Origin of the sequence: Ilumatobacter sp., from assembly GCF_041688325.1 — a bacterium.
GTDB lineage: Bacteria > Actinomycetota > Acidimicrobiia > Acidimicrobiales > Ilumatobacteraceae > Ilumatobacter_A.
In genome coordinates, this window is sequence record NZ_JBDNIJ010000065.1 from 42078 (window position 1) to 60541 (window position 18464).

The window sequence follows — 18464 nt, forward strand, 5'->3', positions numbered from 1 at the left end:
GGTGCTGGCACACTGGGGGAGTGTCTATGGGCGAAGTCGACCACACCCCCGAACGAGGGTCCCAGCAGCAGGGCGAACTGATCGTCCGTGGCAACGTCATTGGCACGGCGATCTTCGTCGCGACGGCAGTGTTTGCTGCTGCGGTCTTCACCACGACTGCCCAATGGGTCGGTGCCAGCACCGCCATGGCGCTCTTTGCCGTCGGGGTGTTTGCCTTTCTGTGGGGCTTCTGGAACGCCGTGCAGCGCAGCCGCGACGAAGAAGTTTCAGTCACCCAGCTCTACATGCTTCTCGGTAATGGGACGCCCAAAGAAGTTCGCCGAACGATGCTCCTGATGCTGTGCATCCAGGTCGCCGTGGCCTTTGGCACCGCCATCTGGCGCATCGATGGGCCCGACGGCTCGCCCGGCTCATCACTCGCTGTTGGCCTCCTGGTGCCGATGTTTGGTCTCGGATTGAACGGCCTTTGGGCTTCCTATCACGCCGAATTCGGGAAGAGGATGGACCCCGCAGCGGTTGCAGCAAGAACACAAGCCGAACATGATCGCGTTGATTCCGACGTAGATGTCAAGACTTCGACCACCTCTATCGACCAGAATGAAGCACATGGCTGAGACAGCAACCGAAACCATCACCATCGCGGCCTCGCCCGAACGGGTTTGGGAGATCGCTGTCGACATCGAGAACTACCCGACGTGGGCGCGCGACATCAAAGACGTCACCGTGCACGCCACCGATGATCAAGGTCGACCCTCCGAAGTCGAGTTTCGTGCGTCGGCGCTTGGCCGCAGCACGCACTACACCCTTAAGTATGACTATACGAACGCCCCCGGCGAACTCGGGTGGAAGCTGTTACGGGGCGACATCCAGCGCTCGATCGACGGTGCGTTTAAGTTCTCTCCGTCGGGCAACGGCACCGAGGTGCAGTACGACCTTGCGATCGATCTCGTCGTTCCGCTGCCTGGATTCGTGAAGCGTCGCGCCGAGGTGCGCATCCTCAACACGGTTCGCGAACTCAAGGTCAGAGCCGAAGCGTGACAGCGGCCGGTTCCGTGCCGGCCCGCCGCATCGGTATCGACGTCGGAGGCACCAAGGCGCTCGGCGTCGCCCTCGATGAATCCGGCACGGTCATCGCCGAAGATAAGCGGCCCACCCCGCGTGGTTCGAACAGCCTCGAACCGCTGATTGACGTCCTGGTCGAACTCGCCAACGATCTCGGCTACGAGGGCAGCCTCGGCGTCGGCGTACCGGGCCTCGTCACCGGAGCCGGCGTGTTGCGTGCAGCTCCGAACCTCGACGGCGTGGCCGACTTCGACGTCCGCGGTTTGCTCACCAAACGGCTCGACGGTGACATCGTCGTCGACAACGACGCCACCTGCGCCACGGTCGCCGAATGGCAACTCGGCGCAGCTGCCGGCACTTCCAACATGATTCTCGTGACCCTCGGGACCGGCATCGGCGGCGGCCTTGTGTCTAACGGCCAGCTGCAACGCGGCATGAACGGCTTTGCAGGCGAGTTCGGGCATATGGTCGTGCACCCGGACGGGCCGCGCTGCCCGTGCGGACGACGTGGCTGCTGGGAGCGCTATGCCTCGGGCTCCGGCCTGGCCATGCTTGCCCGCGAGGCAGCAACTGGGCGCAGACTTCGCGAAGTGGTCCGCCATGCCGGGGGCGACCCGCAGGCAGTTCGTGGCGAACATGTGCAGGCCGCAGCGCGTGAGGGCGACCCCGAGGCAATCGCGGTCATCGACGACTTCGGTCGATGGGTCGCACTTGGCCTGTCGAATCTGACCAACGCCTTCGACCCTGAAATGTTCGTACTCGGCGGTGGGCTCGCAGCTGGCTCGGACCTGTACCTGGAGCCAATCATCAAGTGGTACGGCGAACTGCTGTACCAGCCGCATCTGCGACCGATGCCGCGAGTGGAGTTCGCGACCTGGGGCCCGCTTGCAGGTGCCGTCGGCGCGGCCCTCCTCCCAAGCCTCTGAGCCGTTGTTTCCTGTGCCCGCCGCCTCGCAGGGGACTTCCACTCGCCAATTCGAGTGTTAAACCGCTGAAAGCACTCGAAAGCGCGACCAGGTGAGTGAAGTGAGGCCGAAACAGAACCGCTGTTTCGTTCCCATGGTCAGTACCTTTGCGGCGTGGACTTTCGCCGAATTGAGAACCTGCCCCCGTACGTCTTTTCCATCATCAACGGACTGAAAATTGAGGCACGGCAGGCAGGCGCAGACGTCGTTGACCTCGGATTCGGCAACCCGGACATCCCGTCACCTGACATCGCGGTCGCCAAGCTTGCCGAAGCGGCACAAAACCCGCGCAACCACAGGTATTCCTTGAGCCGTGGCTTGCCGAAGCTGCGTGAAGCGATTGCGGGCTACTACAAGAACAAGTGGGACGTCGATCTTGACCCTGAGCTGGAAATCACCAACACGATTGGTTCCAAGGAGGGGTTCACCCATCTGATGTGGGTGCTGCTCGACCGTGGTGACGCAGCGATCGTGCCGAGCCCGAGCTATCCGATCCACATGTACGGACCACTGTTTGCTGGCGCCGACCTCCGCCAGGTGCCGATGAAGTTCCTGGCCAACCCGAGCCAGCGTGAGAACTTCGCCGACGACTTCATGGACAGCCTGCAGACCGCTTGGGACGTCGGCTGGCCCAAGCCTCGGGTGCTCGTGATGTCGTTCCCGCACAACCCGACCGGCGCCACGGTTGACCTTCCATTTATGCAACGCGTCGTCGACTACTGTCGCGAGAAAGAGATGATCGTCGTCCACGACAACGCGTACGCCGACATGGGCTTCGATGGCCACGAGCCACCGAGCATCCTGCAGGCTGAGGGCGCCAAAGAATGCGCCGTTGAGCTATACTCGTTGACCAAGAGCTTCTCGATGTCGGGTTGGCGCTGCGCCTTCCTCCTTGGCAACAAAGACGTCGTCCAAGCACTCGTCAAACTCAAGAGCTATCTCGACTACGGCATGTTCCAGCCGGTCCAGATTGCTGCCACCGTGACGATCAACGAGGCCCCTGAATTCCCCGATCAGGTTCGTGAGGTCTATGAGTCGCGCTGTGACACGCTGATCGAAGGCCTCCAGCGCATTGGCTGGGATGTCCCCAAGCCCGGCGGCACGATGTTTGTGTGGGCCCCGATTCCTGAGGCCTATTCAGAAATGGGATCGGTCGAGTTCTGCTCGCACGTGGTCAGGGAAGCTGATGTGGCCCTGTCGCCCGGTGTCGGCTTCGGCCCTGGTGGCGAAGGGTTCGCCAGGTTCGCGCTCATCGAGAACGAACTCCGCATCAATCAGGCCATCCGCAACCTGAAGCGCGGTCTTCCAAAACTGGCCTGACGCCTACCCGAGTGGAACCGAACACGAAACGAAGCGGCAACGGGAGCGTCACGAAGCGCGCACATTCAGTCGATACATTTTCAACGATGAACACCGTTGTTGTCGTCCGTGTCTGGATGCCTGATCGTCCAGGCGCCCTTGGTCAGGTCGCGAGTCGAATCGGAGCGGTGCGTGGTGATGTGCTGGCGATAGAAATCCTTGAACAGGGAGCGGGTCGCGTCATCGACGAACTCACCGTCGCCCTGCCCGACGAAGGCCTCGTCCCGCTGCTGACCGCGGAAATCGGCGCGGTCGACGGGGTGTCGGTCGAGAACATCCGCACCGTCGACATCGATCGGGCCGACGCGAACCTGGCGGCGCTCGCCGTTGGTGCTGCAATGGCCGAGAGTCCGAAGAAAGATCGCCTCGACGTCCTCTGCGAGGGCCTGATGCGCATCGTCGAAGCGGACTGGGTCGCAGCACTTGGCCCGGACGGTCCCGTCGTGCAACTCGGCGAGACACCAGATCTTGCCTGGCTCAGAGCGTTTCTGGCAGGCAGCCAGCATCTCGACGAGGTCGACGATGCCGCCCCGAGTGACCTTGTTTGGGCACACCTGCTCGGAACGGGGCTGAACGTGGTTGCAGGTCGCAACGGCCGCCCGATTCATGAGCGCGAACGGATCAGAGTGAACCTGCTCGGTCGGCTCGCCGACGCTCTGATCTAGCTTTCCCAGCCCTTCGAGCGCTCGACGGCGCGCAGCCACTGGCCGTGCAATGCATCGGACGCTGCACGATTATCGGCAGGCGTGAAGCGGGCATCGAGTGACCATTGCGCCAGCACTTCTTCCGGTGTGGCCCACACGCCCTCGGCCAAGCCGGCGAGGAATGCCGCACCCAGGGCGGTGGTCTCCTGGTCGACTGGGCGCAGGACGTCGACGCCGAGCTGATCCGACTGGATCTGACAGAGCAGATCCATGATCGAGGCACCGCCGTCGACGCGTAACTCTTTGAGTTCGGTCCCACTCGCTGCGACCATTGCGTCGACGACGTCACGTGTTTGGTACGCCATCGATTCAACTGTGGCGCGCACGATTTCGGCGCGCCCGGTGCCACGCGTGATGCCGACGATGGTGCCGCGCGCATACGGATCCCACCAGGGCGATCCGAGGCCGGTGAGCGCCGGAACGAAGTAAACGCCGCCAGTGTCGTCGACTGATTCAGCGAGCGGCCCGGCCTCGGCGGCATCATCGATGATGTTCAAGCCGTCGCGAAGCCACTGAATCGCAGCGCCGGTCACAAAGATCGCGCCTTCGAGTGCATAGTGCGTGGTGCCATCGGCGAGTGTCCACGCGACAGTGGTCAGCATGCCTGGCGTCGGAGGGGGACAGGTTTCACCGACATTGAGGAGCACGAACGAGCCGGTGCCGTACGTGTTTTTGGCCATGCCGGGCTCTACACAAGCCTGGCCAAACAGTGCGGCCTGCTGGTCTCCCGCCACGCCGCTTATCGGAATCCCACCCGGCACGCCGCACGTTGCAGACGTGATGCCGACTCGGCCGCTCGATGGAACGATCTTCGCAAGTGCCGACATTGGCACGTGCAGCATGTCGCACAGATCGGGGTCCCACGTCCGAGTCCGAATGTCGCACAGCATTGTTCGGCTCGCATTGGTGACGTCGGTGGCAAACACGGCGCCGGCGGTCAGGTTCCAGATCAGCCACGAATCGATTGTGCCGAGGGCCAACTTGTCGTCGACCGGGATGTCGCGGTTCTGGAGCAGCCATTCGAACTTGGTCCCCGAGAAGTATGGGTCCAGTACGAGGCCGGTTCGTTCGCGAACCATGTCGAGTCGGCCTTCGGCCGTCAGTTCGTCGCAGCGGTTGGCAGTGCGGCGATCTTGCCACACGATTGCGGTGCCGAAGGTGGTGCCGGTGGTGCGATCCCACGCCAGCACGGTTTCACGCTGGTTGGTGATGCCGATCGCAGCAACACGATCCCGACCGACCTCGTCGATCACTGCGTTGAGGGTCCCGACGACAGCAGCCCAAATTTCGTCGGCATCGTGTTCAACCCAGCCCGGCCGCGGATAGTGCTGTGTGAACTCACGGTACGACGCGACCGTCGGGGAGTCGTCGGTGAAAACCGCCCGGCTGCGTACTCCCGTTGTACCGGCATCGATGGCAATCACACACTGACTCGTCACGACGGTCAGAGTAGTCGGCGCACCGAGTGTCGGACTGGAGTCAGCGGCGGCTCTTCTTCGATTGCGGGCGGTTGCCACCACCGGCCGTCCGGCTGCTCGGCACAACGACACGGGCGACCGGCTCGTCCGGATTGTCGTTTCCTTTCTTGCCCTTCTTATTCCGCTTGCCCGCGCTGCGCGTGTCGCCGGCCGATGCTTGCGCTGTTCGCATTTCCTTCATCGTCTTGCGCTGGTACCCGATCTTTGCCAAGACCCAGCCGAGGCCGAGGTACATCGGGCCACTCACGAGCACCCCGGCGATTGCGCCGGCCGGGTTGTCACCGTTGAAGACGAACAGGAAGACGACCGACATGATGGCGGCGTAGATCACCCACTCCCGCATCAGTCGTTTCCACGGAACCGGTCGACTGTTATCCCAAGCCATGCGATAGTCATACCAGCCGTAACGGGAAGAGCCTCACTGAATCGATCGTTTCCGAACACGGCGTGCCTCAGAGAGCGGCTTCGCATACGATCAATCGCTGTGCGTGTGGGGATTTTGACCGGTGGAGGCGATTGCCCAGGTCTCAACGCGGTGATTCGCGCTGCTGTGCGCAAGGGCGAACGGCACTATGGCGATGAACTCGTCGGGTTCATCGATGCCTGGGACGGCGTGATGGATCGCCACACCATGCCGTTGTCAGTAGAGACCATGCGCGGCATGCTGCCTCGAGGCGGCACCGTGCTCGGAACGCGCCGCGGGAGCCCATTCGACACTGACGACGGCGTCGACCGCGTCAAGCGCAGCATGAGCGACCTCGGCCTCGGAGGGCTGATTGTGATTGGTGGCAACGGCAGCCTCAGTGTTGCCTGTCGGCTTCACGCCGAACATGGCATCCCCGTCGTGGGCGTGCCCAAGACGATCGACAACGACGTGTTTGGTACCGACGTCACGTTTGGGTTTAACACTGCTGTGCAGATTGCCACCGATGCAATCGACCGGCTGCACACCACTGCTGAGAGCCACGATCGCGTCATGGTCGTCGAAGTCATGGGCCGGCACACCGGCTGGATTGCTACCTCGGCTGGCATTGCTGGGGGAGCGACGGCGGTGTTGATCCCTGAGATTCCATTCGATATCGATGAGCTCTGCGCTCGCTTGACTCGCCGTCACGACCGCGGTCGGTTTGCCTCGATCGTCGTTGTCGCCGAGGGAGCCGAGCCTGTGCCCGGATCCCTCGAAATGGAAGAGAAGGTCCTCGACCGGTTCGGACACGTCGTCCTCGGTGGCGTTGCCACGCAGATCGCTCTGGCCATCGGCGAACGCACTGGCTTCGAAACCCGTGTGGTCCAGCTCGGCCACGTGCAGCGCGGCGGCACGCCGACCGCCTACGACCGTGTACTTTCGACTCGCTTCGGCGTCGCGGCAATCGATCTGGTTCACCAGCACGCGTGGGGCAAGATGGCGGTGCTACGCGGTGAGAAGATCATTGAGGAAGACCTCAGCGTTGCAGTCGGTAAGACCCGCACCGTCGATATGGATCTCTACGAGGGCGTCGCCAAACACTTCTTCGCGTGAACCGGTCACACTGTGTCAGGCACAGTGTGACCGCCAGCAGCGGCTAGTTGTTGGCGCTCGGAATTGCGGGGTAGGCCGGCTGCGACGACTCGATGAAGCCCGGGTAGTCATAGACGGTGAGCGGTCGATCGGTGTTCTCACCGTCGCCGACCGGCCACACCTGGTTCTCACCGTCGATCTGAATTCTGACCTGTGCGATGCCATCGATCTCGCTGGCAGTCGCAACGATCTGGGCGACAGCAGTACGCAACGCCACAGCCGTGAGCTTGTCAAACACGTCGTTGACATCGAGGGTGAGCGATCGAACACGAACGCGTGCACTGTTCAGCTCGAGGCCCTCGGGCAGAAACGTGCTGAGCCCGCTGTCGGCCTCGGCCTCGTTCGGCCCGGCAAACAGCGACGTGAAGATGCCTTCGGCGCCGCTCGACCCGGCGCGCAGTACTGATCTCAACCTGCCGTTGCTCGCGCTGTTCACGAGGAACACCCGGTTGTTGCCAGCAGCGGCATCACCGGTCGGCTCGGCTCCGAACTGCCCGCGTTGGTCCAGCGGGATCTCGACCGGCGTGGCGTCTTCTGAAATTGCACAACTCGCCGTGAGTAGTCCGGCCAAGAGTGCTGAAAGAATGCGTCGATTAGTCATCATCCGTGAGCTCCGATGCCATCAGTTCGATCACGAATCGAGCACCCGACTTGCCGTCGAGTCGGTCTTCAACCCAGACCCGACCGCCGTGCATCTTGAGGTGCTCGTCGACGAGCGATAGACCCAGGCCCGCGCCCTCGCTGCCTGTCCGGCGGCCGGCGCCGCCGCCTCGGGCGAATCGTTCGAAGATCAAGTCGCGCTCCTCGACGGGCACGCCGGCGCCGTCATCGATGACCGCAATGGTGATGTGTGCCATCGGCTCGTCATCGGGCTCGACCACGCTGATGACGATGTGTGGTTCGCCGCCCCCGTACGCAAGTGCGTTGTCGATGAGGTTCGCCACGACTCGGGCAAGACGGCGCTTGTCGCCGCGGATGAGCGCCATCTCTGAACGCTCCGACACTTCGAGGCGGAGCTTCGGTGCGGAACTGACAGCGACCGCCTGACGGACAAACTCGGCAGCGAGCAACTCTTCCATGTGGAGCCGGATCGCACCGGCGTCGAACCGTGAGATTTCGAGGAGGTCTTCGACGAGACCTTGGAACCGAAGAACGTCGCTCGACAACAGGTCGAGAGCGGACTGGGCGCGTTCGGGGAGGTCGTCGCGGCGGGCCTCCATCACTTCGACCGATGCCGAGAGCGTCATCAACGGTGATCGCAGCTCGTGGCTGACGTCGGAGGCGAACCGCGCATCGCGTTCCACACGGAGCTGCAGAGCCTCGGCCATGTCGTTGAACGAGTCGGTCAGCACGCCGAGGTCGGGGTCTTGGGTGCTTTCGAGTCGCGTGTCCAGCCGGCCGCCGGCAATCGCCGATGCGGCTTGCGCAGCTGTCGACAATGGGCGAACGGCACGGCGCGCCGAGAAAATGCCGAGCAGTACACCAAGGCCCGTCGAGATCAACGATGCGAAGAACAGGGCGATCCGGACACTGTCGAGTGTCGACTCTTGCTCTTCGAGGCTGCTGAACTGGAAGTACGACCCGACGTCGGGAACGTCCCAGCCGACGAGGACGTTCAGTTCGCCGTTGATGTCGACGATTTGACGGGACGGAATGCCACGCTCGACCACTCGATCGACGATCTCTTTGGGCAGGTTGGCGTCGACGTACGGCGTGACACCGCCGGACCATTGGCCCTGATATCGAATGAGGTAGCGGGTGACGCCGATGTTGGTCAGCGACTCCTCAGCGGGCTGAGCGGTTGACGGATTCGACCGCAGATCACGAAACACGCCCTGTGCGTTTCGCAACGAGGTCGCGACAGCGGCGTCTTCGGCCTGGCGGACGAGGTTGTTCTGGGTCAACCCGTAGGTGGTGACAGCGAGAAAGATCGACAGCGCAATCGCACCGAGGGTGATCGTGAGCAAAATTCGTCGGCGCAGGCCGAGCGCGGCAGGCCGGGACCGATGGAGCAGGCGACGGAACCAGCCGCCTTCGCTCACGTTTGGAGCCGGTAGCCGAGCCCGCGCACGGTGACAACGTGGCGTGGATTGGCAGGGTCGGTTTCGATCTTCGTGCGAAGTCGCCGGATGTGCACGTCGACCAAGCGTCCATCGCCGAAGTAGTCGTAGCCCCACACCTTGTCGAGGAGTGCTTCGCGGCTGAGGACCTTGCCTGGGCTCTCGGCGAGCTCACAGAGCAGACGGAACTCGGTCTTGGTGAGGTGAACCTCTTCGCCACTACGAAGAACTTTTCCCTCGTCGGGAATCAGTTCGACGTCGCCGAACACGAGCCGGGCATGTCCCGGGGCGCTCGGGCGGATGCGGCGAAGGAGTGCGCGGATGCGGGCGGACAGTTCTTTCGGAGCAAACGGCTTCGTGAGATAGTCGTCAGCACCGGCTTCCAGCCCGGCCACGACGTCATGCGTGTCGTTGCGGGCGGTGACCATGACGACGGGAACGTCGCTGGTGCGCCGCAGAGTACGGCACAATTCGAATCCGTCGATGCCCGGAAGCATGATGTCGATCAGGACGACGTCGGGTTTCGAACGATTGAACATGTCGATCGCCTCTTCGCCGCTCTCGGCTTCGTCGACGGTCCAGCCCTCATCTTCGAGCGCGAGTTTGACAGCCGATCGGATGCGTTCGTCGTCTTCGACGGCCAAGATGCGTGTTCCCACGTTCTCTATACTGGCCTAGATCGCCCCTGTTGAGCGAGCATGATCGCAGACAGAGACAAAAAAACAGTCAAAAACAGTCAAAAGCGGGTCAACGGTCAACTCGAAGCGTCCTGAATGGCGACGAGAAGCGACTGGTGGATGCCGGGTGCAGCGGCGAGAACGCCACCCTCGTCGGGCGTTCCACCGTGGAGGTCTGACGTGATGGCGCCCGCCTCGGTGGCGATCAGCAGGCCGGCGGCCATGTCCCACGAATTGAGGTGTTCCTCGAAGTAGGCGTCGAGTCGACCGCACGCGACGTAGGCGAGGTCAAGAGCAGCCGAGCCGTAACGGCGAATGTCTCGGATCTGGGGGAGGAGCTCACGGATTCGGCGTGCTTGCGGCAACCGCCGGTCAGGGAGGTAGCTGAACCCGGTGCCGACCATCGATACGGCGATCTCAGTCGCTGCACTTGCCTTGATCGAGATGCCGTTGCGTGTGGCCCCGCCACCTCGGCCCGCAGAGAACATCTCATCGGTGACGGGTGCGTACACGGCTCCTGCCAGCGAACCGTCTGCGTCGACCGCCGCCACAGAGGTACACCACGCAGGAAGGTCGTAGAGGAAGTTGGCCGTGCCGTCGATCGGATCGATGTGCCACTCGATACCTGATGTGCCCGAATCGTTGGCCCCTTCCTCGCCAACGATCGCGTCGTCTGGCCGGAGTCGACGCAGCTCACCGACGATGTACGCCTCGGCGCCGCTGTCGTATTCGGTGACCGGGTCGGTCTCGCTCGACTTCGTGTCGTGCGCCGGGGGTTGGCCGACCGGCAGGCTGCGGCGGCCTGCGAGAGCCATGGCCCCGGCTGTTCGGGCGAGTTGCTCGGCGAGAAATCGGAGGTCTGCTGCAGAATCAGTCATGTCAGTTGGGTGCGTGCCCGGCCCCGGTGCGATCTTCGATCTCGCGCCATTCCCCGAGCGCTCGCATCACCAGCACGGCCACGACGGCCATGCCGCCAGCAGCAACGACAGCGCCGATCAAAATGCCGAGACCGAGTGGCACGCCACAGTTGCCCTCACATTGCAGACTGATCAATGAGTACCCGATCAGTGCGCCGGCCAAGCCGCTGAGACAGATGGCGACAAATGCGCTGATACGCACGCCAACAGTGGGAAGCGCCGACAGGGGCCGAGATTGGTCGTCCATTGTGGTCAAGGCTACTGATGCAGAGACAACGCTTCATGCCATGAATGAAGCGTTGTCGGTCGTGCCGATCGCGTCGAATGAGGCGAGACTGACACTGATGACCAGCCCGGGCCGTACGATTTTGCACGCCGACATGGATGCGTTCTTTGTGTCGGTCGAGCTGCGTCGGCGGCCTGAGTTGATGGGCCAACCAGTGGTCGTCGGTGGAACCGGGAACCGGGGAGTTGTTGCTGCTGCTTCGTATGAGGCGCGCCGGTTCGGTGTGCACTCGGCGTTGCCATCAGCGATCGCCAAGCGTCGGTGTCCGCATGCGGTCTTTCTGCCGGGTGATCACGATTTGTATGGCAAGGTGAGTGCCGAGGTCCGCGAGATCTTCGACCGGTTCACGCCACTCGTTGAACCCCTGTCGCTTGACGAAGCATTCCTCGACGTGACCGGCTCACGTCGACTCTTTGGAACCGGTGCCGAAATCGCCGACCAAATCCGCCAGGCTGTCCGCGACGAACTTGAGCTGGGTTGCTGCATCGGTGTCGCGACCAACAAGTTCCTCGCCAAGCTCGCATCCGTCGAGGCGAAGCCCATCGTCCTGCGCGACCGGATCGAACCCGGTGTCGGCGTCAAAGTCGTGGAGCCCGGAACGGAGCAGGCATTTCTCGACCCGCTCAAGGTGCAACGGCTCTGGGGCGTTGGGCCAGCAACCCTCGACAAGCTGCATCGACTCGGCATCACCATCGTGTCGGATCTACATCAGGTTGACCGGCGCGCGCTCGGTGCTGCACTCGGTGAGAACCAGGCCAAGCATCTCCTCGCGCTGGCCGTCGGCGCAGACGACCGGCCGGTGGAACCCGATCGCGACGCAAAGTCGATCGGCCACGAAGAGACGTTTGCGTCGAACACACATGACGTTTCGGAAATGCGCTCACATCTTGTGCGCCTGGCCGACGCCGTTGCCAGCCGACTGCGCAAGGGAGGTGTGGGCGCTCGAACATTGACGCTCAAGGTTCGGTTTGACGACGGGTTTACGACAATCACGAGATCGACCACCGGCTCCGAGGCGATCGACAGCGCCGAGGTGATCGTGGCGTTGTTGGGGCCGATCATGGACACGCTTGACCCGTCGCCGGGCGTCCGGCTCGTGGGAGTGTCGGGGTCGAACCTCGGCCCCGTGTTTCATCAACTCACGCTCGATGAGGCAGCCGATGGAGCGCCGGTACACGGTGCGACTGACGCGGCGTTGGACGTGATCCGAAATCGGTTCGGTGCTGACGCGATTGGACCGGCCAGTGCCGTCAAGGGGGGCAAGGTTCGCAACGTGAAGCGTGGGGGACAGCAGTGGGGGCCCGATCAGTAGTGGCAAACGCCCGCTGCGAGCAAATCTCCAGCCGGGCTTCAGCCGATCACCGTGGCGCTTCTGAAAAATTTCCGCAGCCGATTTTGCGGCCGCGTTGAGCTTCGCCGCTTTGCGTGCGATAATGGAACGGTGCCGCTCTCCGAGAATGAACAGCGCATTCTTCGCCAGATCGAAGAAGAACTCGAACAAGACCCCACGTTTGCGCAAAAGGGGTATCGCCTGTCACGGCGTCGCTCCGCGCTCATCGGGCTCGGTCTCGTCATCGGGCTGGCAATCACCATTGGTGGTCTCGCCGTCAACTTCGTCGTTGCGTTCGCCGGATTTGTTCTGGTGCTTGTGATGGCAACGATGCTCGAATCTGAGTTGCGTGTCCTCGGCCGCGACCGGCTCGGTCAGCTTCCTATCTCGGCATGGCTCAGCGGTAACGTCCGCCGCCCTGAACGCCACGACGTCGACGACACCTGACATCAGCCCTCCGGGGAACAGTTGCCGAAGTAGTTGCCGAAGCAGTTGTACCTTGCTCAGCCCAGCCGTGTGAAGTATCGACGGATCTTCGCGACTGGTGAGATCGAGTCGTTGACTGCCCGTTCGATCTGGCGACTCCACTGGCGGCACTCGGTCAGACGGCGTACGCCGTACTCATCCAAACTTCCGCCGGCATCGGGGGCGTATGACACCTCGGTCATCGCCGCGGCGAGTGATGTGAATGGCCGTGCCACCACAGGGAACGCAGCGGCCGCGGCAGCAGCGAGTTCGGCAGGCGTGAGCGATGCTCGTGGGCGCAGGCCAACTTCACCAACGTCGGCAACCGACTGGCGCCAGAGCGCCGCGACGGCACCAGCGGTGTCGGCAGGTTGCTGGCGTCGACGCCAGCGACGAATGAGCGCAGGAAGTGCAAGGACGAGACCGATCAGCGCAACAACGATGGGTGCACCCCATGGCTTCGATGCTGAGCCTTCGCTCGCCGTCGAGGTCGGATCAGCGAGCGGGCCGCCGCTTTCTTCGGGGGGCAGAGCCTGATCGACACCTGCGGGGACCGCAGGGTCGCCGAGTGGAGCACTGGTTGTCTGCGGGGCAATCACCTGGTCGTTGTTGGCTGAAGGTACAGGGTTTACTCCGGCAGCGTTCGGGTCGATACCGGTCGAGTCCTGCTGTGGTGGAACGTTGGTGTAGTTCTCCGCACCGGGTGACCCACGCCCTGGCGTCGGCTCGAAGGGGACCCACCCGAGCCTGTCGAACCAGACTTCGGGCCAGGCGTGGGCATTCTTGCCGAGCACTGAATAGACAGCGCCATCGAAGTTGCCCGGCGTGAAACCAACCGCCACTCGAGCGGGGATGCCGAGGGTCCGCAGCATTGCGGCATACGAACCGGCGAATTGTTCGCAGTAGCCGACGCGTTCACGGAGGAAGCCCTCGATCGCATTGTTGCTGTGACCGGCCTGCACTTCGAGGCTGTAGTCGAACTCGCTGCGAAACCAGTTCTGCAGGGTGAGTGCTACTTCGTACGGCGTCGAGGCACCAGCGGTCACGGAACGAGCAACCTCGCCAATCGACGACGGAAATCCGTCCGGAAGTTCGAGATAGATCGGGTCGCCTGCGTCTGTCGATGTGGCGGCTTGCAAATCCTCGACAAGGAACCGCGGTGATGCAGACACGATCTCAAACTGGTCGCCAGTAGCAAGGTCGCCATCCGTTTTTAGCAACGTTGATGAATCCGCGTTGAAACGCAGCCCGTCTTGTGGTGATGCAGCGCGCGGGTCGGCTGCGGCCGGAACAAACTTCGCTCCGAGCGATGTGATGGTGATCTCCTGGCGCAATTCGGCGGCACCATCGCGGGCCGGAGACAGTTCGCCGTCGACTCGCGAGAGTGAGCGCTCAGGGAGGCCCCAGGTGGTGCCGTCGAAGCGGGGGAGTGCCGAGAGGCGCCAATACGACTCGAAGTCGGCCCTGACGGTGAATAGTTCCGTATCGGATCGGTTGGTGAGCCGCGAGCGAATGTCAACGAGCGGGCTCACGACATTGGTGACGCTGCCACCGCTGCCACCACGGGTCTCGTAGATGGGCTGGGCGTCGGCACCGGGCAGCCGCGGGCCGATAAACGCTGCGGCCAACGCCACGACGAGCGCCGTGCCGAGCGCTGCAGGAACGATCATTCGCGCCGGTGACCGACGAGCGCCGATGACGGTACGTTGCTCTGGTGCGTGGTGCGCACGCAGTGCAACTGTTGCAGCGACACCGGCCCCGATGAGTGCAGCGGTCAACGCCACCCGGTCGCGATCGGAGCCGAGCGCAGCGACAAATACGAAGAGTACGCCACCGGGGACCAGTGCTTCGGCTCGAGCGAACGCACGGAACGCGAAGGTGTCGCCCAACACGATGGTCAGGGCCATGCCGATTGCAGCCAGGACATCCCAGCCCCCGCCGTAGATGACCGGAGCAACGGCCGTTCGGAACCTTTCTCGGACCAGTTCGATTTCCAGACGGAACAACTCGAGGGTGTCGCCGTTCGGTAGCAGCATGGTCATTGAGCTGCGGTAATGAACGAAAGCGATCAGCCAGACCATCGCAGCAACAAGGATCGGCACGGCGAGCACGCCGGGAACGCGCAGCCGTCGAAGTACGAAGCCAAGGCCATGGCCGATCACGGCCATGGCGATAAAATTGTCAAGAAACTGCCAGCCTCCGAAGACGCGCGCGAAGCCGGCGGCGACAGCGATCGAAAACAACGCCAACGCAATCGTGGCGATGAGCTCACTGGATACCTGCGGGTCAATCAGCGGTTCATGCGCAGGTCGGCCGGGCCGGGCTGGATATTCCGACTCCGACGTGGCGGCGCCATCGCGCAGCACGTCAGGCGAACGGACGGCTGTGTTGGTCATCAGCGAACACCGGCAGCGGGCCGCGAGTCAACAGCATCAGTCGGCGTGCTGACCGCACGCGTCGATGACGCACCGTTGAGCGCTCGCCACGAGTCGACGAATTCCTCCTCAGTGCGAGAGGACACGCCAATGTTGGCTGTGGACCGTTCGTCGGTCGTGACCCCGATCACGGTGAGCGTGGGATCGACGATTGCTTGGATCGCGCGCCATCCTCCGCTGCGGTGCGAACCGGTCACGAGGATCATGAGGCCGAGCCCTTCACCAGGATCTCGGTCGAGCATGCCCAGTTCTGATCCGTCGGGTTCGATCCGTGCCAGCACGCGCAACGTGTTCGCACCGGTCTCTGGCCCCCGAAGGTCGATGCCGCCGGCGGTGACGAAACGTGTCGTCAAGCCGGCCTGCTCAGCGCTGTGTACGAGGCTGGCAGAAGCGGTGATAGCGCGCTCAAAGCCGCCGCCGTCGAGGTACGACGACGGGTCGGCATCGAAGACGACCGTGCAGCGCCGCACACCTTCGACGGTGTACTCCTTGACCAGCAGATCTTCTGATCGGGCCGATGCCTTCCAGTCAATCGAACGCGGCTCGTCGCCATCGACGTAGGTCCGAAGGCCGTGGAACTCACCCGGACCGAGGCGGCGAGCCTGGACGACGAGTTGTCGCCCGAGTGCGCCCTGCCCGAGCACTGGCATGTCGAGCAGGAACGTCTTCGGCGCGACCGTGACGGTGTCGATGTCGGCAATCGTCTTGGTCGAACGAGCGATGCCGAGCGGATCACGAGTTTCGACAACAAGTGGCCCGAGCCGGACGAGCCCACGGGTTGTGGTCGGGAGTTGGTAACCGGCAGACGAGCGTGTGCCGCGCGACAACGGTGCGATCGAGAGGCGTGCGACATGATCGGTCACGTTCGCCCGGCTGACTCGCTCGGCGAGCTCGAAGCTGGTCGAACGAACGTTGCCGTGGTGTTCGAGCTGAAGATCGACGCGTCCGGTGTCGCCGGCAACGAGCACGGTTGGATGCATCCAGCGCAATGCTGAGATGTTCGGTCGGCGAACGTGCACGAAGACGAGCGCCAGCACCACGGCAACAACGAAGGCCGCACCGATGATGAACAACTCGACCACGCCGAAGACGCGACCGACAACGAGCGCAATGATGCCGGCCGCCAGGCCACTCGTTCCCTGTCGCGTCAGCATGGCAGCGCAACGAAGGGAGCGGGTCTGGGGTTGGCGGCGGGGAGTTCGAGTGAATCCACGATGGGTCTCAGCGGGCAATCGGTACCGGGACGGCTTCGAATACCTCGCGTACAGCGTCTTCGGGGGAGAGGTGCGCGCCTCGGTCGGTGCGCACCATGAGGCGGTGGGCCAGCGTGGCGATGCCGACAGCCTTCACATCGTCAGGCGTTGCGTAGTTGCGGCCGCGCGCCGCAGAATGCGCTCGTGTTGCCGCTGCGAGCTGGAGCGTTGCCCGAGGAGACAATCCGAGTTCGATGCCGGGGTGACGGCGGCTGGCTTCGGCAATGTCGACGAGGTAGGACTTCAGTGCACCAGCCACATACACACTGCGAACAGCGTCAACCATCTCGAGGATCTCGGCGGCGGACACGACGGGGCTCAGGGTGCGGAGCTTGTGGGCGGATCCCTGATCGTTGAGCATCTGGATTTCGGCGTTGCGACCCGGATATCCGACCGAGAGGCGGAGCAGGAAGCGGTCGAGTTGACTCTCCGGAAGGCGATACGTGCCCTCCTGGTCGACCGGGTTTTGTGTGGCGATCACCATGAATGGCGGAGCGAGGGGTCGACTCTTTCCGTCGACGGTGACCTGGCGTTCTTCCATTGCTTCGAGAAGTGCCGACTGCGTCTTGGGAGACGCCCGGTTAATTTCGTCGGCGAGCACGATGTTGGCGAACATGGGTCCTGGCTCGAACCGGAACGACTCGGTCGACCGCTGGTACACGCTCACGCCGACGAGATCGGTCGGAAGAAGATCGGGTGTGAACTGCACGCGCTTCCAGGTGCAGTCGACGGACGCCGACAGGGCCTTTGCCAGGCTGGTCTTGCCGACACCGGGCACGTCTTCAATCAGCAGGTGGCCCTCGGCGAGCATGCACATGATGGCCAGTTCAACGGCCTCAGTCTTGCCGTGAATGACCTGCTCGATGTTGGAGACGATCGCATCGAACAATCCGGCGAAGCTGCGGCTTGCGGCGTTCGTGGCAGCGTCGGGACGCTGATTGAAGATCTGAGGCGGTGGCTCGGCGGTGCTGTTGCTGAAGCCCCCACTCGATCCGCGTGCTGGCGTTCCGTCTGCGTCAACGTCGATCGTCACGTCTGAAAGGGTAGATGCAAACGGCGCTGGGGAGGAGTCGGCGCTACGTTCGTTGTCGATGAGTTTTCCGGCAGGTCGCACCGACACAGACACAGACACAGACACAGGCGCCGACAACGACACCGCGTCCGCCGGCCGTTCGATCGATCACGTTCTGGCAGTGGCCATCGAGCCGAGCCGTCTTGCTGCAGGGCTCGTCGACGCCAAGGGTGAACTGTTGCTGCGTGACCGTGTGACGACGCCGACTCGCGATGTGTGGCGCACGCTCGAACAACTGATCCGACGAATCATCGCTGCGGCGCCTTCCGGCCTGCCCCGGCCACGTGCGGTCGGCGTGAGTTGCGTTGGGGCGGTCGACACGCGCGCCGGAACGGTCTCGCCGCCGTTGGTCCCGGCCTGGATCAACTTCCCGCTGCGTGAACATCTCGAACGCCTGACTGGCCTCGAGGTCGAACTCGACTCGGCAGGCGGGGCAGCCACCGAGGCCGAGCGCTGGATCGGTGAAGCCCGAGGAGTGTCGAGCTACCTCAGCATTCGTATCGACACCACCGCCGAGTCTGGTTGCGTGATCGACGGGGTCCGGCTCTCTGGGGCGCGCGGCAATGCGGCATCGATCGCCCATATCAACGTCGAACCTGGTGGCAACCGATGCCGCTGCGGCGCCATTGGATGCCTCGAGGCATACGTGTCATCGACAGCACTCGAAGCTGAGTTCAACCGCCCGCTCGGCCGAGCCACCCAGCCAATGGTGGAACGCACAGGAATCATGCTCGCTCGCGCTGTGGCCTCAATGTGCGCAACGCTTGATGTCACCACGGTCTTCCTCTCTGGCAACGTGATCGACGTACTCGGCGACCGGATGCTCGAAGCGTTCCACCGCGA

The 18464-nt window shown here is 63.2% G+C and carries 19 protein-coding genes; 9 read left to right on the forward strand and 10 right to left on the reverse strand.

Annotated elements, in window-relative coordinates; all coding sequences use genetic code 11:
* The first annotated feature begins 26 nt into the window (after positions 1 to 26).
* From ACH2EI_RS04885 to ACH2EI_RS04905, 5 genes are all read left to right on the forward strand, one after another.
* On the forward strand, positions 27 to 614 hold the full coding sequence (locus ACH2EI_RS04885; RefSeq protein ID WP_395151898.1) for a hypothetical protein: 588 nt from the start codon (positions 27 to 29) through the stop codon (positions 612 to 614).
* The gene (locus ACH2EI_RS04890) at positions 607 to 1038 is read left to right on the forward strand and encodes an SRPBCC family protein (RefSeq protein WP_395151896.1); all 432 of its coding nucleotides are present in this window, start codon (positions 607 to 609) and stop codon (positions 1036 to 1038) included. The genes ACH2EI_RS04885 and ACH2EI_RS04890 overlap by 8 nt, the downstream gene beginning before the upstream one ends.
* On the forward strand, positions 1035 to 1988 hold the full coding sequence (locus tag ACH2EI_RS04895; RefSeq protein ID WP_395151894.1) for an ROK family protein: 954 nt from the start codon (positions 1035 to 1037) through the stop codon (positions 1986 to 1988). Before ACH2EI_RS04890 ends, ACH2EI_RS04895 begins: the two co-directional genes overlap by 4 nt.
* 153 nt (positions 1989 to 2141) lie before the next feature.
* Entirely contained in the window at positions 2142 to 3347 is a 1206-nt protein-coding gene (locus ACH2EI_RS04900; protein WP_395159310.1) for an aminotransferase class I/II-fold pyridoxal phosphate-dependent enzyme, read from the forward strand.
* An 86-nt stretch (positions 3348 to 3433) separates the two neighbouring features.
* Complete coding sequence (locus ACH2EI_RS04905) at positions 3434 to 4051, forward strand: hypothetical protein (protein WP_395151890.1); 618 nt, start codon at positions 3434 to 3436, stop codon at positions 4049 to 4051.
* Here the strand turns inward: ACH2EI_RS04905 and glpK are convergent.
* Positions 4048 to 5529 carry a glycerol kinase GlpK gene (glpK, locus tag ACH2EI_RS04910; RefSeq protein WP_395151888.1) on the reverse strand — a complete coding sequence of 494 codons (1482 nt, stop codon included), beginning with the start codon at positions 5527 to 5529 and terminating at the stop codon, positions 4048 to 4050. The genes ACH2EI_RS04905 and glpK overlap by 4 nt on opposite strands.
* A 40-nt stretch (positions 5530 to 5569) precedes the next feature.
* Entirely contained in the window at positions 5570 to 5953 is a 384-nt protein-coding gene (locus tag ACH2EI_RS04915; protein WP_395151886.1) for a hypothetical protein, read from the reverse strand.
* A 99-nt stretch (positions 5954 to 6052) separates the two neighbouring features.
* Here ACH2EI_RS04915 and ACH2EI_RS04920 point away from each other — a divergent pair, with 99 nt between their 5' ends.
* Positions 6053 to 7087 carry a 6-phosphofructokinase gene (locus ACH2EI_RS04920; RefSeq protein WP_395151884.1) on the forward strand — a complete coding sequence of 345 codons (1035 nt, stop codon included), beginning with the start codon at positions 6053 to 6055 and terminating at the stop codon, positions 7085 to 7087.
* A gap of 43 nt (positions 7088 to 7130) precedes the next feature.
* Here ACH2EI_RS04920 and ACH2EI_RS04925 read toward each other — a convergent pair whose 3' ends face one another.
* From ACH2EI_RS04925 to ACH2EI_RS04945, 5 genes are all read right to left on the reverse strand, one after another.
* Positions 7131 to 7730: a GerMN domain-containing protein gene (locus tag ACH2EI_RS04925; protein ID WP_395151882.1), complete on the reverse strand. Its 600-nt coding sequence runs from the start codon at positions 7728 to 7730 to the stop codon at positions 7131 to 7133.
* Positions 7720 to 9168, reverse strand: a complete 1449-nt coding sequence (locus ACH2EI_RS04930; protein WP_395151880.1) for an ATP-binding protein — start codon at positions 9166 to 9168, stop codon at positions 7720 to 7722. The genes ACH2EI_RS04925 and ACH2EI_RS04930 overlap by 11 nt, the downstream gene beginning before the upstream one ends.
* Positions 9165 to 9845 (reverse strand): response regulator, encoded by a 681-nt coding sequence (locus ACH2EI_RS04935; protein WP_395151878.1) that lies wholly within the window; start codon positions 9843 to 9845, stop codon positions 9165 to 9167. The genes ACH2EI_RS04930 and ACH2EI_RS04935 overlap by 4 nt, the downstream gene beginning before the upstream one ends.
* A gap of 95 nt (positions 9846 to 9940) precedes the next feature.
* Positions 9941 to 10741 carry an inositol monophosphatase family protein gene (locus tag ACH2EI_RS04940; RefSeq protein ID WP_395151876.1) on the reverse strand — a complete coding sequence of 267 codons (801 nt, stop codon included), beginning with the start codon at positions 10739 to 10741 and terminating at the stop codon, positions 9941 to 9943.
* Position 10742: 1 nt separating this feature from the next.
* The gene (locus tag ACH2EI_RS04945) at positions 10743 to 11027 is read right to left on the reverse strand and encodes a hypothetical protein (protein ID WP_395151874.1); all 285 of its coding nucleotides are present in this window, start codon (positions 11025 to 11027) and stop codon (positions 10743 to 10745) included.
* A 40-nt stretch (positions 11028 to 11067) separates the two neighbouring features.
* Here ACH2EI_RS04945 and dinB point away from each other — a divergent pair, with 40 nt between their 5' ends.
* Positions 11068 to 12378, forward strand: a complete 1311-nt coding sequence (dinB, locus tag ACH2EI_RS04950) for a DNA polymerase IV (RefSeq protein ID WP_395151872.1) — start codon at positions 11068 to 11070, stop codon at positions 12376 to 12378.
* A gap of 129 nt (positions 12379 to 12507) precedes the next feature.
* Positions 12508 to 12843: a DUF3040 domain-containing protein gene (locus ACH2EI_RS04955; RefSeq protein ID WP_395151870.1), complete on the forward strand. Its 336-nt coding sequence runs from the start codon at positions 12508 to 12510 to the stop codon at positions 12841 to 12843.
* A gap of 56 nt (positions 12844 to 12899) precedes the next feature.
* On the opposite strand, the gene ACH2EI_RS04960 is transcribed toward ACH2EI_RS04955, so the two are convergent.
* From ACH2EI_RS04960 to ACH2EI_RS04970, 3 genes are all read right to left on the reverse strand, one after another.
* Positions 12900 to 15257 carry a transglutaminaseTgpA domain-containing protein gene (locus ACH2EI_RS04960; protein WP_395151868.1) on the reverse strand — a complete coding sequence of 786 codons (2358 nt, stop codon included), beginning with the start codon at positions 15255 to 15257 and terminating at the stop codon, positions 12900 to 12902.
* Positions 15257 to 16450 (reverse strand): DUF58 domain-containing protein, encoded by a 1194-nt coding sequence (locus ACH2EI_RS04965; RefSeq protein WP_395151866.1) that lies wholly within the window; start codon positions 16448 to 16450, stop codon positions 15257 to 15259. Before ACH2EI_RS04965 ends, ACH2EI_RS04960 begins: the two co-directional genes overlap by 1 nt.
* Before the next feature lie 67 nt (positions 16451 to 16517).
* Positions 16518 to 17582 carry an AAA family ATPase gene (locus tag ACH2EI_RS04970; protein WP_395151865.1) on the reverse strand — a complete coding sequence of 355 codons (1065 nt, stop codon included), beginning with the start codon at positions 17580 to 17582 and terminating at the stop codon, positions 16518 to 16520.
* Positions 17583 to 17640: 58 nt separating this feature from the next.
* On the opposite strand from ACH2EI_RS04970, the gene ACH2EI_RS04975 reads away from it, so the two are divergent.
* Positions 17641 to 18464, forward strand: an 824-nt coding sequence (locus ACH2EI_RS04975) for an ROK family protein (protein ID WP_395159312.1), incomplete at its 3' end; no start/stop codon positions are given.

Coding starts and splice junctions, on each gene's coding strand:
- ACH2EI_RS04925 (WP_395151882.1), bottom strand. CDS start 7,730: ATGATGACTAATCGACGCATTCTTTCAGCACTCTTGGCCGGACTACTC.
- ACH2EI_RS04885 (WP_395151898.1), top strand. CDS start 27: ATGGGCGAAGTCGACCACACCCCCGAACGAGGGTCCCAGCAGCAGGGC.
- ACH2EI_RS04905 (WP_395151890.1), top strand. CDS start 3,434: ATGAACACCGTTGTTGTCGTCCGTGTCTGGATGCCTGATCGTCCAGGC.
- ACH2EI_RS04890 (WP_395151896.1), top strand. CDS start 607: ATGGCTGAGACAGCAACCGAAACCATCACCATCGCGGCCTCGCCCGAA.
- ACH2EI_RS04945 (WP_395151874.1), bottom strand. CDS start 11,027: ATGGACGACCAATCTCGGCCCCTGTCGGCGCTTCCCACTGTTGGCGTG.
- ACH2EI_RS04940 (WP_395151876.1), bottom strand. CDS start 10,741: ATGACTGATTCTGCAGCAGACCTCCGATTTCTCGCCGAGCAACTCGCC.
- ACH2EI_RS04915 (WP_395151886.1), bottom strand. CDS start 5,953: ATGGCTTGGGATAACAGTCGACCGGTTCCGTGGAAACGACTGATGCGG.
- ACH2EI_RS04960 (WP_395151868.1), bottom strand. CDS start 15,257: ATGACCAACACAGCCGTCCGTTCGCCTGACGTGCTGCGCGATGGCGCC.
- ACH2EI_RS04965 (WP_395151866.1), bottom strand. CDS start 16,450: ATGCTGACGCGACAGGGAACGAGTGGCCTGGCGGCCGGCATCATTGCG.
- dinB (WP_395151872.1), top strand. CDS start 11,068: ATGAATGAAGCGTTGTCGGTCGTGCCGATCGCGTCGAATGAGGCGAGA.